The organism is Thermophilibacter sp., from assembly GCF_966187215.1.
This window is the reverse complement of sequence record NZ_CBIFYV010000094.1, coordinates 12,653-27,796: the sequence shown is the minus strand read 5'-3', so window position 1 is coordinate 27,796 and position 15,144 is coordinate 12,653. Positions and strand designations below refer to the sequence as shown.

General features: G+C 68.1%; 10 protein-coding genes. All 10 read right to left on the bottom strand.

Going from position 1 to position 15,144, the window contains the following annotated elements:
- Nucleotides 1-66: 66 nt before the first annotated feature.
- The 10 genes from ACWTSU_RS07635 to ACWTSU_RS07590 all read right to left on the bottom strand — a co-directional run bounded on the left by ACWTSU_RS07635 (nucleotide 67) and on the right by ACWTSU_RS07590 (nucleotide 15,118).
- On the bottom strand, nucleotides 67-645 hold the full coding sequence (locus ACWTSU_RS07635) for a zinc ribbon domain-containing protein (protein ID WP_455139370.1): 579 nt from the start codon (nucleotides 643-645) through the stop codon (nucleotides 67-69).
- Between the two features lie 96 nt (nucleotides 646-741).
- Nucleotides 742-4,008 (bottom strand): 4-alpha-glucanotransferase, encoded by a 3,267-nt coding sequence (locus ACWTSU_RS07630; RefSeq protein ID WP_455139368.1) that lies wholly within the window; start codon nucleotides 4,006-4,008, stop codon nucleotides 742-744.
- A gap of 3 nt (nucleotides 4,009-4,011) precedes the next feature.
- Entirely contained in the window at nucleotides 4,012-5,514 is a 1,503-nt protein-coding gene (gene glgA / locus ACWTSU_RS07625) for a glycogen synthase GlgA (RefSeq protein WP_455139366.1), read from the bottom strand.
- A 15-nt stretch (nucleotides 5,515-5,529) separates the two neighbouring features.
- Nucleotides 5,530-6,624, bottom strand: coding sequence for a glucose-1-phosphate adenylyltransferase subunit GlgD (gene glgD / locus ACWTSU_RS07620; protein WP_455139364.1), 1,095 nt, complete (start codon nucleotides 6,622-6,624; stop codon nucleotides 5,530-5,532).
- Nucleotides 6,625-6,626: 2 nt separating this feature from the next.
- Complete coding sequence (locus ACWTSU_RS07615) at nucleotides 6,627-7,775, bottom strand: glucose-1-phosphate adenylyltransferase (protein WP_455139362.1); 1,149 nt, start codon at nucleotides 7,773-7,775, stop codon at nucleotides 6,627-6,629.
- Nucleotides 7,776-7,829: 54 nt separating this feature from the next.
- Nucleotides 7,830-10,265 carry a glycogen/starch/alpha-glucan phosphorylase gene (locus ACWTSU_RS07610; RefSeq protein WP_455139360.1) on the bottom strand — a complete coding sequence of 812 codons (2,436 nt, stop codon included), beginning with the start codon at nucleotides 10,263-10,265 and terminating at the stop codon, nucleotides 7,830-7,832.
- Between the two features lie 100 nt (nucleotides 10,266-10,365).
- Entirely contained in the window at nucleotides 10,366-12,519 is a 2,154-nt protein-coding gene (gene glgB / locus ACWTSU_RS07605; protein ID WP_455139358.1) for a 1,4-alpha-glucan branching protein GlgB, read from the bottom strand.
- A gap of 509 nt (nucleotides 12,520-13,028) precedes the next feature.
- The gene (rbr, locus tag ACWTSU_RS07600; protein ID WP_455139356.1) at nucleotides 13,029-13,574 is read right to left on the bottom strand and encodes a rubrerythrin; all 546 of its coding nucleotides are present in this window, start codon (nucleotides 13,572-13,574) and stop codon (nucleotides 13,029-13,031) included.
- A 90-nt stretch (nucleotides 13,575-13,664) separates the two neighbouring features.
- Nucleotides 13,665-14,570, bottom strand: coding sequence for an adenine glycosylase (locus tag ACWTSU_RS07595; protein ID WP_455139354.1), 906 nt, complete (start codon nucleotides 14,568-14,570; stop codon nucleotides 13,665-13,667).
- The gene (locus ACWTSU_RS07590) at nucleotides 14,567-15,118 is read right to left on the bottom strand and encodes an RrF2 family transcriptional regulator (protein ID WP_455139352.1); all 552 of its coding nucleotides are present in this window, start codon (nucleotides 15,116-15,118) and stop codon (nucleotides 14,567-14,569) included. The genes ACWTSU_RS07595 and ACWTSU_RS07590 overlap by 4 nt, the downstream gene beginning before the upstream one ends.
- Between the last annotated feature and the right edge of the window lie 26 nt (nucleotides 15,119-15,144).

The following is a 15,144-nucleotide window of genomic DNA, read 5'->3' as shown; positions in this document are numbered from 1 at the left end:
CAAAGCCGAGAAGAACCCTCCGACTTCCGCGAAACCTTGAGCAGCAAGACCCCGCCGCGGCACGCGCTACTTCTTGACGAGCCCCAGCACGCCGCCGACGATGCTGGCGATGCCGGCGATGATGAACAGCCACGACCCGATCAGCAGGTTGACCGTGATGTAGCCGCCCAGCGACTCGTTGGCGTTGGAGACGTTGAGGGCGAGAAGCGCGAGCAGCGCCGCGCCGCACACGATCGAGAGGATGTTGCCCGCCTTGCCCTTGGCGAGCAGGGCTCCCAGCAGGGCGACGACGCCCGGAACCACGAACAGGAGCGCAGCGGGGTTGCCGTCGAGGTGCTGCCCCATGAAGTCGATGCCGAAGGCGGCGTTGAAGGCGCTGAAGCTGAACTCATAGCCAAAGATGCTCGTGCCCACGAACGGCAGGAAGAAGGCCACGATCATGACCACGGCGGCCACGAGCCTCACGAGGCGCGCCGCGGCGGCCTTGTCGCCAGCGGCGGGCGCGACGGGCGTGACAACGGGACCGGAGGCGCCGGCTGCGGGCGCGGAACCGCCCGCGGGAGCAGCGGGATTCAGCGGGGTGCCGCACGCGGGACAGAACTTGGTGCCGTCGGGAACCTGGGCACCGCACTTGGGACAGAACATGAGACCCTCCCTTGAGCCGAGCGGCGGGCGCCGGCCCGCCACGGTTTCTCCACGTTCCACCCGCGAGCATAGCACGACGACGAGGCCCGCGCGGCGCTATCCCAGGATGCGGCCGCCCCTCTCGGCCATCTCGGCGAGCAGCCCGCCCACGGCCGTGACCTCGTCGGCGTCCGCGCGCCAGTCCCAGTTGCCCTCGGCCACGCCCGGTACGTTCATGCGCGCCTCGTCGCCCAGGCCGAGCACGTCCTGCAGCGGCACGATCGCCACGTCGGCGTCGGAGGCTAGCACGCGGTCCATGATGTCGCGCGCCAGCCCGACCGCCTCCTCGCGGCCCGCGCCGAAGCGGCTCTCGCAGAAGCCCACGAGCGTCTGGTTGTCGTGCGTCCCCGTGTAGGCCACGGTCTCGGGCCGCGGGACGTAGCCCTCGCGCACGTCGCCGTCGAAGAACTGGGCCACGTCCATGCCCGGGAAGCCCGTCGAGCACATGAGCGCGCGAACCGCCGGCGTGACCACGCCCAGGTCCTCGGCCACAAACGGCAGCGGCCCAAACTGGGCGCGTGCCGCCTCGAAGAGCTCGCGACCGGGCCCGTAGGCGTAGGAGCCCGTCGACGCGTCCTTCCCGGCCGGGATCGCGTAGAACGACGAGAACCCGATGAAGTGGTCAAGCCGCACCATGTCGTAGAGCGCCAGCGCGCGGCTGAAGCGGCGCAGCCACCAGCCGTAGTTCTGCTCGCGCAGGATGTCCCAGCGATAGGTGGGGTTGCCCCACAGCTGCCCCTCGGGCGCGAAGGCATCGGGCGGGGCGCCCGCCTGGCGACGCGGATAGCCGCTCTCGTCCAGGTCAAAGATGTCCGGCTCGCTCCACACGTCGGCGGAGTCGGCCGAGACGTACATCGGCATGTCGCCGATGATGCGCACGCCCCGCTCGTGCGCGTAGGCGAGAAGGTCCTCCCACTCGCGCTGGAAGCGGTACTGCAGCCGGCACTCGGACTCGACCGCCTTGCTCAGCCGCGGGTCGTCGGCGAGCTTGGGGGAGTAGGTGCGGAAGGGCTCCGGCCACTCCTGCCAGGGGACCTCGTCGCCGAGAAGCCCCTTGACGGCGCGGAAGGTGGCGTACGGGCGGAGCCAGTAGTCGTTCTCGGTGTGGAAGCTCAGGTAGTCGGGGTCGTTGCCCACGCGCTCGAGCGCGGCCAGGGCCTCCTCCTCGCCCTCCTCGAGCAGCGCCAGGTTGCCCGCGAAGGCGCCGAGCCCCGCGTACGGCGAGCCGAAGCGGTCACAGGGGTTCACGGGCAGCACCTGCCAGTACTTCTGCCCCGCCGCGGCGAGCCAGTCCACGAAGCGCCGCGCGGGCGCGCCCAGCGTGCCCGGCTCCCCGCCGTTGGGAACCGACGTCACGTGGCAGAGCACGCCCATGCCCCGCTCGAGCGGGGCCTGCAGACGCCGCTCGTCGTGGAAGTGCAGCACCGCGGTACCCAGCGGCCAGAGGAAGACCTCGGCCTGGCCGTGGCTCACGCGGGGGACCTGCCCGGACACGAGGTCGCTCACCTGCTGGCCGCCCACCGGCACGCGCACCGTGCGCGCGTCGGACAGGCTCGCGTTGACGAGCACGCACACGCGCTCCTCGCCCGTGCCGCGCCAGAAGCCAAAGACGTCGTCACCTGACGAGAAGGGCTCGAACTCGCCGTCGACCAGCACCGGCAGCGCGCGGCGCAGCGCGATGGCGTTGCGGTAGACGGCCGTGCAGTCGGCCCGGCCGCCGTCCCACGGGAAGCTCGCGCGGTTGTAGGGGTCGCGGAAGCCCTCGACGCCCCGCTCGTCGCCGTAGTAGACGCAGGGCACGCCCGGCAGCGTCATCTGCAGCAGCGCCACCACCCACAGCCGCGAGACGGCCAGCGAGGCCTGCTCGTCGGTGAGGCGCCAGCCCGCGCGCTCCTCCTCCGGGATCGAGTCGGGGTCGGGCGCGCCGCCGAGCACCGTGAACAGCCGCTCGCGGTCGTGGCTGCCCACCAGGTTGAGCGCCGAGTAGAAGTTGTCGCGCGGGTAGTTCTCGCGCAGCTGCTCCAGGCGCTCGGCCAGCTCACCGGCTCCGATGTGGCCGCACACGTACGCGAGAAGCCCCTCGCGCACGGGGTAGTTCATCGTGGCGTCGAGCTCGGCGCCCTGGAAGTAGTGGCGCAGCTTGCCGTACGCCTGCTTGTTGGAGGCGTCCTCCCAGACCTCGCCTATGAGCACGCCGTCGGGCCTCTCGGCGAGCAGGGCGCGCTTGATCTGCGCGATGAACTCGTCGGTGAGCTCGTCGGCCACGTCGAGGCGCCACCCGCGCGCGCCGGAGCGCAGCCAGTGCCGGATCACGCCGTGCCGGCCGCACACCAGCTCGTGGAAGGCGTCGCAGTCCGAGCGGACGGACGGGAGGTTCTGGTCGCCCCACCAGCCGGCGTAGGTGCCGTCGTCGTTGAAGGTGAACCAGTCGCGGTACGGGGAGGCGTCGCCCTGCCAGGCGCCCGGCTCCGCGTAGGTGCCGAAGCGGTTGAAGTAGCGCGAGTCGGCGCCCACGTGGTTGAAGACGCCGTCCAGGATGATCGAGATGCCGCGCTCGGCGGCGTCCACGCACAGCGCCCGGAAGCTCTGCTCGTCGCCGAGCATCGGGTCGATGCGCAGGTAGTCGGCCGTGTCGTAGCGGTGGTTGCTCGCCGCCTCGAAGATCGGGTTGAGGTAGATCGCCGTGATGCCCAAATCCTCGAGGTACTCGAGCCTCTCTCGGATGCCCTCGAGCGTGCCGCCGTAGAAGTCCCAGCGCGCCACGCTGCCGTCCTCGGCGCGCGCGTAGCTGGGCGGGGTGTCCCAGTCCTCCAGCACGGCGCGGTCGGGGCCGCCCTTGCGCTGGATGGCCAGCGAGTCCGCGGCGCGCTCGCGCCAGTCCTCCCCGCGCGCGAAGCGGTCGGGGAAGATCTGGTAGACCACGCCCTCGCGATACCACCGCGGCTGCGGCGTGCGCGGCTTGTAGACCGTGAGCTGGAACGACGGCGGGTCCCCGTAGGCGAAGGCGCCCTCGCCGGTGACCCAGCCGCCCCCGCGCGCGCCGTAGCGCCACACCGACCCGTCCTTGGCCTCGATGTCGAAGCTGTACCACGCCACGCCCGTCTCGCGCGGCGTGTACTCCACCGAGAAGTGCAGGTAGGACCCCATGTCCGTGCCGCGCATCTCAAAGAGCTCCTCGCCGCGCTCGTCGGTCCAGACGCGCAGGTTGCAGAAGACGACCTCCTCGTCCCACACGTTGATGCTGAGCGTGACGGAGCCGCCCAGCTGGACGGCTCCGAAGGGGTTCCTGTACTCCAGGTCGGACGTGACGTGACGTGCCCTCAACTGCTACCTGTCTCTCCGCTTGTTGTACCTGATGATCTCCGGGTGGAGCTCATGGTAGATGTCCATGTAGTCGTTGGCGGCGCGGCGCCAGCTGAAGTCGGCGGCCATGGCCTGGAGCATGAGCTGGTGCCAGGCGTCCGGCTGCGTCCAGAAGATCTCGCAGGCGCCCAGCAGGGTGTCGGCCATCTCGTCGGCGTTCATGTTGGCGAACGAGAAGCCCGTGCCCTCGCCGGTGTACTTGTTGTACGGGACCACCGAGTCGCGCAGGCCGCCGGTCTCGCGCACGAGCGGCAGGGTGCCGTAGCGCATGGCGATCATCTGAGACAGGCCGCACGGCTCGAACTCCGACGGCATGAGCAGCAGGTCGCCGCCCGCGTACATGCGGTGCGAGAGCGCGTTGTCAAAGGCGATGCGCGCGCACATCTGGTCGCCGTACTTGGCGTCGAAGTAGCGGAACGCGTCCTCGTGGTCCTTGTCGCCGGTGCCGAGGATGGCCACCTGCACGCCGCGCTGCATGAGGTGGTCCATCGCGTAGCGCACCAGCCCCAGGCCCTTCTGGTCCGTGAGGCGGCCGATGGAGACCACGAGCGGGCGCGTGGGGTCCTGCGCCAGGCCCAGCTCCTCCTGCAGCGCACGCTTGCACTCGGCCTTGCCGGCCAGGTCCTGCGCGTTGTAGTTGGCCGCGATCATCGGGTCGCTGACCGGGTCCCAGATGGTCTGGTCGATGCCGTTCAGGATGCCCGCCAGCGAGCCGCTGCGCATGCGGAAGATGCCGTCGAGGCCCTCGCCGTAGAAGGGCATCTGCAGCTCGTAGGCATAGCTCGGGCTCACCGTGGTGAGGTAGTCCGCGTAGAGCAGGGCGCCCTTCATGAAGTTGATGGAGTCGCTGTCGCAGCGGAGCTGGTCGCGCGCGGCCGGGATGTGGCCCAGCCCGAGCACGCCGTCGAGCATCTTGTCCGAGAACTGGCCCTGGAACTTCACGTTGTGGATCGTGAACACGGTCTTGACGTTGGCGCACTGCGGGACCTGCTGGTAGAACTCGCGCAGGAAGACGCAGCACAGCGCCGTCTGCCAGTCGTTGCAGTGCAGCACGTCGCACTCGAGCTCGGGCACCTTGGCGATCGCCTCGCAGATCGCCTTGCTGAAGAAGGCGAAGCGCTCGCCGTCGTCGTAGTAGCCGTAGATGCCGTCGCGCTTGAAGTAGGCCTCGTTGTCCACGAAGTAGAAGTCGAGCCCCTGCAGCGTGAGCTTCTCGATGCCGCAGTACTCGTTGCGCCAGGCCAGGGGCACGTAGAAGTCGGCCACGTGCTTCATCCGGTCCTTGTACTCCTGCGGGATGCTCGCGTACTTGGGCAGAATCACGCCCACGCGGGCGCTGGCGTGCTTGAGCGCGCGGGGAAGCGAGCCGGCCACGTCCCCGAGGCCGCCCGTCTTGGCAAACGGGACGGCCTCAGAGGACGCGAAGAGGACCCTGAGCTTCCTGCGCTTTGCGTTCGCAGTTGTCAAAGCTCCCCCTCTTGCCTACTCGTGTGCCTTTTCCTTGATGAGGATGTCCTCGGGGGTGCCGCGCATCTCGGTGCCCGCGGGGACCACGTTGGCGCGGTCCACGATGGCGTTCTCGACGCGCGCGCCGCTCTTGACCACGCAGCCCTGCATCACGATGGAGTTGCGCACGGTCGCGCCGGCCTCCACGATGACGTTGCGGCCCAGGATGGAGTCGCTCACGCTGCCGTAGATGCGGTCGCCGGACGCCACCGCGGAGTTGCAGACGTGGCTGCCCACCTCGAACTTGGCCGGCGGGGTGTCGTGCGTCTTGGTCTTGATCGGGCGCTCGGGCGAGAAGAGCTCGCCGGTGATGCGCGGGTCGAGCAGGTCCATGTTGGCGCGGTAGTACGTGCGCTTGTTGAAGATCGGCGCGACATAGCCGTCGAAGTTGTAGACCTGCACGTTCACGCGGCCGTAGTCGCCGGACATGGCCTCGAAGAGGTCGAGGTAGTCGGTGGGCGCGTACCAGTCGAACATGTCGAGCAGCAGCTGGCGGTTGATGACGAAGCAGTCGAGGAACATCGTCTCGCCGAAGGTGACGCCGTGGTGCGTGCCCGAGACGCGCCCGTCCACGACCTCGAGGGCCGTCACGTCGGCGTCCTTCTCGGAGGCCGTCTTGGCGAGCACCGTGATGTCGGCGCCGGACTCCTTGTGCGCGTCGTAGACCTTGTTGAGGTCGACGTTGTACACGAAGTTGGCCGTCGCGCAGATCACGGCGTCGGCCGAGGAGCGCGTGAAGTAGCTCTTGTTGTGCACGAGGTCGCGCAGCAGGAAGCGCGAGCCGGTGCGGGAGGTGCCGAAGGCGGAGCCGGGCAGGATGAACAGGCCGCCGTTCTTGCGGTCGAGGTCCCAGTCCTTGCCGGAGCCCACGTGGTCGATAATCGAGCGGTAGTTGTACGGCATGACCATGCCCACGGTGCGGATGCCGCAGTTGACCATGTTGGACAGCGCGAAGTCGACCAGGCGGTAGCGACCGAAGTAGGGAAGCGACGCCACGGGGCGGCTCTCGGTGAGCGGGCTGGACTCCTTGGCGGAGTAGTTGCAGGTGATGAGGCCGATGACCTTCTCCATGACTAGTTCTCCCCCTTCCCAACGACAACGTCGTTTCCGATGACGGCGGTGTCCTTGGTCTGGTCGACGCTTCCGACGCTGACGTTCTCCTCGACCACGGAGTTCTCGCCGAGAATGGCGCGCACGACGTTGGCGCCGTCCTTGACCACGGCGCCGGGCAGCAGCACCGAGTCGACGACGGTCGCGCGCTCGCCGACGTAGGCGTCGGTCGAGAGAATCGAGTGCCGGGCCGTGCCGTAGACCTGACAGCCGTTGGCCACGAGGCAGTCGTCGACCGTGCCGTCACGGCCCACGAACGCGGGCGGGCGCGTGGAGGCGTTGCTCATGATCGGGAAGTCGGTGCTGAAGATGTCGAAGGCCGGGTCGGGGCCGAGCAGGTCCATGCTCGTCTCGTGGTAGCTCGAGATGGTGCCGACGTCGCGCCAGAAGCCCTCGAACTTGTAGGTGTAGAGGCGCTTGCCCTGCTCGAGGAGCTTCGGGATGATGTTGTTGCCGAAGTCGTGCTCGGAGGTCTGGTCGAGCGCATCCTCCTTGAGCGTCTCGACGAGAAGGTCCGTGGTGAAGATGTAGATGCCCATCGAGGCGAGGTTGCTGTCGGGCTTCTTGGGCTTCTCGGTGAACTTGGTGATGCGGCCGTCCTCCTCGGCGGTCAGGATGCCGAAGCGGGAGGCCTCCTCCCACGCCACCGGCATGACGGCGATCGTGAGGTCGGCGTTGTTCTTCTTGTGGGTCTCCAGCATGTCGTCGTAGTCCATGCGATAGAGCTGGTCGCCGGAGAGGATGAGCACGTACTCGGGATCGTTGGTCTCGATGTAGCCGAGGTTCTGGGTCACGGCGTCAGCGGTGCCCTCGTACCAGGCGCCGCCGCTCTGCGTGGCGAACGGGGGGAGGATCGACACGCCACCGCCGCGCTCGTCGAGGTTCCAGGCCTCGCCGGTCCCGATGTAGCTGTGCAGCAGATACGGGCGATACTGCGTCAGCACGCCCACCGTGGTGATCCCCGAGTTGGCACAGTTCGACAGCGCGAAGTCAATGATGCGGAACTTCCCGCCGAACGAGACGGCCGGCTTGGCGACGTTGCTCGTCAGCGCACCGAGACGACTGCCCTGGCCGCCGGCCAGCAGCATGGCGATGCACTCTTTCTTGCTCATACCCCCACTCCTTTCGACAACCCACACGGGAGCGAAAGCCCCCAACACATACTCCTAAATGTGCCAGATGTCCGACATGTACTCACGAATCGTTCGGTCTGAGGAGAAGTATCCGGCCTTGGCGGTATTGTGGAGCGCCGAGCGGTTCCACGCCTGGCGGTCGCCGTAGGCGGCGGTCAGCTCGTCCCACGCCTGGACGTAGGCGTGGAAGTCGCGCAGCACGAGGTCGGGGTCGTTGTCGACCATCAGGTAGTCGTGGATGCTGTCGAAGTTGCCCGAGAGGCGCGCGAGCGAGCCGTCGGTGAGCATGTCCACGATGCGGCCCAGGCGGTCGCGGTCGGCGTTGTACTGGTCCCACGCGTAGTAGCGGCCCGACGCGCGCAGCGCCTCGACCTCGTCGGCGTGCAGGCCGAAGATCTTGATGTTCTCGGGGCCCACGAGCTCGGAGATCTCGACGTTGGAGCCGTCGAGGGTGCCCAGCGTGATGGCCGCGTTCATCATGAGCTTCATGTTGGAGGTGCCGGAGGCCTCGGCGCCGGCCACGCTGATCTGCTCGGAGATCTCGGCGGCGGAGTAGATCAGCTGCGCGTTGGAGACCGCGAAGTTGGGCACGAAGGCCACCTTGATCTTGTCGTTGGCGCGCTCGTCGCCGTTGATGACGTCGGCCACCGAGTTGATGAGGCGGATGACCTCCTTGGCGAAGGTGTAGCTCTGCGCCGCCTTGCCCGAGAAGATGAAGGCCGTGGGCCGCGGGCTGTAGCTCGGGTCGGCGAGGATGCGGTTGTAGACGTCGAGCACCTTGAAGACGTTGAGCAGCTGGCGCTTGTAGGCGTGGAAGCGCTTGACCTGCACGTCGAAGACCATGTTGCAGTCGAGCTCCACGCCCGAGGTCTCCTTGATGTAGGCGGCCAGGCGCTCCTTGTCGGCGCGCTTGGCGGCCTCCATGCCCTCGAGGAAGCTGGCGTCCTGCTCAAAGGGCACGAGCTTCTCGAGCTCGTCGGCGTCGTCCATCCAGCCGTCGCCGATGGCCTCGTTGATGAGCCTGGCGTAGGGCGGGTTGGCCTCGCAGAGGAAGCGGCGGTGCGAGACGCCGTTAGTCTTGTTGTTGAAGCGGTGCGGCATCAGCTCGTAGAACTCGTGGAACACGGAGTCCTTGAGGATCTGCGTGTGCAGCGCCGAGACGCCGTTGATCGAGTGGCTGAAGATGATCGAGAGGTTGGCCATGCGGACCTGGCCGTCCCAGAGGATGGCCGTCCTGGACAGGATGTCGGTCCAGGTGCCGTCGTTGGGCGAGAGGTGCTGGGCGAGGTTGTCGCGGTAGCGGCGGTCGACCTCCTCGATGAACATGTAGACGCGCGGCAGCAGCGTGCGGAACGTGTTGATGGGCCACTTCTCGAGCGCCTCGGGCATGACCGTGTGGTTGGTGAACGAGATGGTCTGCTTGGCCACCTTGTAGGCGAGGTCGAAGTCCACGCCCTTCTCGTCGACGAGAAGGCGCATAAGCTCGGGGCCGCACATGGCGGGGTGCGTGTCGTTGGTGTGGATGCAGACGTGGTCGCCCAGGTGCTCCCAGTCGGGACCGAAGTCGCGCTCGTAGGTGCGCAGGATGGTCTGCAGGCCGGCCGAGACGAACAGGTACTCCTGCTTGAGGCGCAGCATACGACCGTGCTCGCCGGCGTCGTTGGGGTACAGGATCGTGGAGATGGCCTCGACGTCCGAGCGGAACTTGTTGGCGCGCGCGTAGTCGCCGGCGTTGAAGGCGTCGAGGTCGAAATCCTCGGTGTAGGGCTCGGCCGACCACAGGCGCAGCTTGTTCACGACCTTGCCGCCGTAGCCGATGATGGGCACGTCGTACGGGACGGCGCGGATCTTCTCGCCGCCCTCCTGGGTGAACCAGTAGCTGCCGTTCTCGCCCTCGTGGCGCACGACCTGCGCGCCGAACTGCACCACCACGGCGCTGCCGTCCTTGCGGGTCTCCCAGGGGAAGCCGTTGGCGAGCCAGTTGTCGGTGCGCTCGACCTGACGGCCGCCCTCGATGTACTGGCGGAACAGGCCGTAGCGGTAGCGCATGCCGTTGCCGTAGCCGGCGATGCCCTCGTGGGCCATGGAGTCGAGGAAGCACGCGGCCAGGCGGCCCAGGCCGCCGTTGCCGAGACCCGGGTCGGCCTCCTGGCGGCAGAGCTCCTCGAGCGAGGAGCCCATGTCGCGCACGCCGGCTGCCACGAGGTCGCGCACGCCGAAGTTGATCAGGTAGTTGTCGAGCAGCGGACCGAGGAGGAACTCGAGCGAGAAGTAGTAGACCTTCTTGGCCTCCTTGGGGTGCGAGGTCGGGAAGATCGCGCGGCCCTTGTTGGCGATGAGCTCGGCGAGCGCGAAGTAGCGCTCGTTGTCGGGCAGCTCCTCGAAGGGGGTGCCGTAGCGCGTGAGGCAGGCCTCGCGGTACTGCTCGATGAAGTCCTGCTCGTTCTCGAAGATCTTTGTGTCGGTCAACGCTGCTCCTCAGTACGTGTTCACGAGCCCGGGCGCGCGGCCGACGTGGCGGCGCGCCCGTCTCCGGAATGGGGCCGCCTCGAGGACGGCCCCGTCAAGCTTACTCCGCGGAGGGCCTCTTCTTCGCGGGAGCCTTCTTTGTTGACGCGCCCTTTACGGACGCGGCCCTCTTGGCGGCCGGCTTCTTGGTCGCGGGCTTCTTGGCAGCCGACGCCTTGGACGCGCCGGACTTGGTCGCCGACTTAGCGCCAGCGGACTTGGCGGTCTTCTTGGCCGGGCGGCGCAGCGTGCCGGTCTTCTTGAGGACCATGCCGCCCAGCGGGGGCACGCGCACCACGATGGACTGCTCGCGGCCGTTCCAGGGCTCATCCTGGCACTTGAGCTTGCCCTCGTTGGTCACGCCCGAGCCGCCGTAGCGGACGTCGTCGGTGTTGAAGAGCTCCTCGTAGACGCCCCACTCGGGCACGCCCATGCGGAAGTTCTCGCGCGCGTTGACGTCAAAGTTGATGAGGATGACGAGGTCCTCCTTGGCGTCGTCGCCGCGGCGGACGAAGGTGAGGATGGACTGGTCGGCGTTGTCGGCGTCGATCCACTCGAAGCCCTCCGGCGAGAAGGACTTCTGCCAGAGCGTGGGGTGCTCGTTGTAGAAACGGTTGAGGTGCCGGATGAAGCGCTGCTGGTGGCGGTGCGTGTCGTACTGCTCGGCCAGGAAGTACTGGATGGCCTCGTAGTAGCGCCACTCGATGAACTGGGCGATCTCGTTGCCCATGAAGTTGAGCTTGCCGCCCGGGTGCATCATCTGGTAGAAGGCGAGCGCCCTCATGCCCGCGAACTGGCGCCAGTAGTCACCGGGCATGCGCGTGATGAGCGAGCACTTGCCGTTGACCACCTCATCGTGGCTGAGCGGCAGGATGAAGTTCTCGTTGAACTGGTACATGGACGAGAACGTGAGCATGCGGTAGTTGCCCGGGCGCCAGGGGAAGTCGGTCTGCATGTAGTGCAGGGTGTCGTTCATCCAGCCCATGTCCCACTTGAAGTGGAAGCCCAGGCCGCCGTCCTCGGGCGGGTAGGTCACGAGCGGCCAGGCGGTGGACTCCTCGGCGATCATCATGACGTCGGGATAGAACTTGCCCATCGCGGTGTTGGTCTGGCGGATGAACGCCGAGGCGTCCAGGTCCTCCTCGGTGCCCTTCTCGTTGAAGCGCTTCTGGCCCGGGTCGTCGATGCCGAAGTTCATGTAGAGCATGCTCGAGACGCCGTCCATGCGGATGCCGTCGGCGTGGAAGCGCTCGGCCCAGAACAGGGCGTTGGAGACCAGGAAGCTGCGGACCTCGCCGCGCGCGTAGTCAAACTGGTGCGTGTTCCAGTTGGGGTGGATCTTGTGCTCGTAGAGCATCTCGCCGTTGAACGTGGCGAGGCCCTCGGAGTTGGCGCAGAAGCCGCCGGGCACCCAGTCAAGGATCACGCCGATGCCGGCCTCGTGGCAGGCGTCGATGAAGTGCATGAACTGGCGCGGGTTGCCGTAGCGCGAGGTGGCCGCATAGTAGCCCGTGGGCTGGTAGCCCCAGGAGCCGTCGAAGGGGTGCTCGTTGACGGGCATGACCTCGATGTGCGAGTAGCCCATCTCCTTGACGTAGGCCACGAGCTCGTCGGCCAGGTCATCGTAGGAGTAGACCACACCGCGCTGCGCGGGGAACGGGTCGCCGGGGCCGGGGTAGGTGCCGTCGGGGCGCGGCTCGCCCTGGGGCTCGTCGCCGTGGCGGCGCCAGCTGCCGAGGTGCACCTCGAAGATGTTGAGCGGCTCGGCGAACATGTCGCGCTTGGCGCGGGCGTCGAGGTAGGAGCCGTCCTTCCAGCCGTAGCCGTCGAGGTCGAAGGCGCGCGAGGCGGTGCCCGGGATCTTCTCGGCGTAGAAGCCGTACGGGTCGGCCTTGTAGAGCTTCTCACCCGCGTTGGTGACGATCAGGTACTTGTAGAGGTCGCCCTCCTGGATGCCGGGGACGAAGCCCTCCCAGACGCCGCCCGACTGGGTCTGGGTGAGCGGAGTGGCCTGCTCGTCCCAGCCGTTGAAGTCACCGATGACGTGGACGCTCTGGACGCGCGGGGCCCAGACGGCGAAGTGGTAGCCGTGCGTTCCGTCGTCGGTCACCGCGGGGTGGGCGCCCATCTTCTCGTAGCTGCGGTACCACTCTCCGCGGGCAAAGAGGAACAGGTCGTCGTTGCTCAGATAGAGGCTGCTGTCGAGAGACTCCATGTCACACTCCTCGAAGGCCGGACAAAGCGCAGTACGGATTCATTGTGAGCTTTCGCGCGGGCGGCTGTCCATGAAAAAACCGCGAACGTAAGAAACGGGGCGAGAGCTGGCGCGCGTTGGCGGGCGGACGGGACGCGAGGGGGCGGGCCGGAGGCTTTTGGCGCCACCGACGTGACGCGCTGCGAGCAATTAACACGCAAATACTGACAAGTATGTTTTTCTTTCCTGCAAATATATGAATATGAAATCATTTTTTGCGTGTTAATTGCGGCGGGCGAGCGGCGACAGCGTACGGCGACAGAGCGCGCGGCGGCGGGCAGCGGCGTACGGCGACGGAGCGCGCGGCGGGGCGGGTGGCGCACGCGCACAAGAAAACGCGGAAGTCTGTCACCGCAGCAACAGACTTCCGCGTTTCTCTAAGCAAGCCGGGGCGAGAAGCTCCGACTTTCGCGCATTCCGAAGCGCGGCCCGGGGGCCGCGAGGCGCCCAGCCGCGCGCAGATCAGGCGGCTAGTAGTTGATCGCCTGCTCCTCGAAGTAGGCCTGCGGGTGGTTGCAGACCGGGCAGACCTTGGGAGCCTCGGCGCCCACGTGCAGGTGGCCGCAGTTGCGGCACTTCCACACCTTGACGCCCGGGCGCGCGAAGACCTCGCCCTTCTCGACGCGCTCGGCCAGCTTGTTGTAGCGCTCCTCGTGGTGCTTCTCGACCTCGCCGACCAGTCGGAACTTGGCCGCGATCTCGGTGAAGCCCTCGGCGTCGGCAGTCTCGGCGAAGCCCTTGTACATCTCGGTCCACTCGTAGTTCTCGCCCGCCGCGGCGTCCTTGATGTTGGTCAGGGTGTCGGGCACCTCGCCGCCGTGGAGGTACTTGAACCACATCTTGGCGTGCTCGCGCTCGTTGCCGGAGGTCTCGGTGAAGATCGCGGCGATCTGCTCGTAGCCCTCCTTCTTGGCCTTGGACGCGTAGTAGCTGTACTTGTTGGTGGCCTCCGACTCGCCGGCGTACGCCGCCTCGAGGTTCTTCTTGGTCTGGGAGTTCTCAAAGTCGACAGCCATGGCTGCTCCTCTCCGGTCCCCCGCGGGGGACGCCGCGCACCGGCCCGCTGCCGGCGCCTTCCTGAGAGTATACCCCCGCCGACACTTGATTCAGACGACCCAGCAACCGTTCGACGAGCGGCAGAACCCCTCGCGCTCCAGCTCCCCGAGCAGGGCGAGAAGCTCCCCGCGCGCGATCGGCTCGCGCCCGCGGGCGGCGAGCGCCTCCGCGAGCGCCGGCTCGAGCTCCTCGACGGTGACCCCGCCCCCGCGCCCGCGGGCGAGCAGCACGCGCAGCAGCTCGGCGCGCAGCTGGCGGTGCGACCCCTCGAAGCGCGACTGGCGCGCGTGGGTGCGGGATCGCCGGCTGGGGTTGGGCACGGTTCGCTTGAGGTAGGCGCCGTAGTCGAGAAGGGCGTAGTACCAGGCGCGCGGGTCGTCGACCGGGTCGTGCGCGGGGTCGCCCTCGCCCGGCGGGCAGGTGGCGCGCAGGATCGGCACGAGCGCGCGGTCGGCCACGCCGTCCTCGCCGGGGAAGAGCTCGTGCAGCAGCACGGAGCGCACGTTGGTCTCGAGGTAGACGGCCGGCAGGTCGAAGGCGAACGCCCGGATGCCCGCCGCCGTGGCCGGGCCGATGCCGGGCAGGGCCGTGAGCGCGGCCTCGTCGGAGGGGAGCGCGCCGCCCGCCTCGGCGACGCCCTGCGCCGCGCGGTGCAGCGCGAGGGCGCGCCGGTTGTACCCGAGGCCCTGCCACTCGTCGAGCACGTCGGCCGGGTCGGCCGCCGCGAGGGCCCGCACGTCCGGGAAGCGCTGGAGCCAGCGCTGCCAGCGGCCGTCCACGCGCGAGGTCTGCGTCTGCTGGAGCATCACCTCGGAGATCCAGATGGCATAGGGGTCGCGCGTGCGGCGCCACGGGAGGTCGCGATAGAGCTCGCGGCCGCGCTCGAGGACCGTGGCGCGGAAGGCGAGAAGCTCCGCCGCGTCGGGCGCGGGGCGGGGCGGGGTGGGAGCCGTCATGCGACCCCGTCCGAGGGCGCGGCGTCGTCGGGTCCCGCGGCGCCGGCGCCGCCGTCCGTGAGGGCGGCGTCCGAGGCGGCGCAGCGGGCGCGCGCCTCCTCCGTCGGGACCAACTCGAACGTCCCCTCGAAGACCGGCGAGAGCCCCTCGGCCACGAGCTGGTGCAGCGTCACGCGCGAGAAGTACGCGCGCAGTAGGCGCTCGGCGTTGGCCCAGACGCAGGTGAACGGGCAGCTCTCGATGTTGTGGCACGGCCCGCCGTTGTCCTGGCAGCGGCAGCCCGAGATGACCACGGGGCCCTGCACCGCCTCGACGAGGTCGAGCAGCGTCACCTCGCGCGGGTCCACGGCCAGGCGCATGCCGCCCGTGGCCCCGCGGCTGTTCTCCACGATGCCCGCGACCCCGAGGTCGTGCTGGATGGAGCGGGCGAAGGAGTACGGCACGTCACCCTCGCGCGCGGCCGTGCGCACGGAGACGACCCCGCCCGGGTCCCTCACGAGCGCGGCGAGCATGCGCAGCGCGTAGTCGGTCTTTCTCGACAGGTCCATCGGTGGCTCCTCCCCCGTCGGTCTGC

Coding starts and splice junctions, on each gene's coding strand:
- ACWTSU_RS07635 (WP_455139370.1), bottom strand. CDS start 645: ATGTTCTGTCCCAAGTGCGGTGCCCAGGTTCCCGACGGCACCAAGTTC.
- glgD (WP_455139364.1), bottom strand. CDS start 6,624: ATGGAGAAGGTCATCGGCCTCATCACCTGCAACTACTCCGCCAAGGAG.
- ACWTSU_RS07615 (WP_455139362.1), bottom strand. CDS start 7,775: ATGAGCAAGAAAGAGTGCATCGCCATGCTGCTGGCCGGCGGCCAGGGC.
- glgB (WP_455139358.1), bottom strand. CDS start 12,519: ATGGAGTCTCTCGACAGCAGCCTCTATCTGAGCAACGACGACCTGTTC.
- rbr (WP_455139356.1), bottom strand. CDS start 13,574: ATGGCTGTCGACTTTGAGAACTCCCAGACCAAGAAGAACCTCGAGGCG.
- ACWTSU_RS07595 (WP_455139354.1), bottom strand. CDS start 14,570: ATGACGGCTCCCACCCCGCCCCGCCCCGCGCCCGACGCGGCGGAGCTT.
- ACWTSU_RS07590 (WP_455139352.1), bottom strand. CDS start 15,118: ATGGACCTGTCGAGAAAGACCGACTACGCGCTGCGCATGCTCGCCGCG.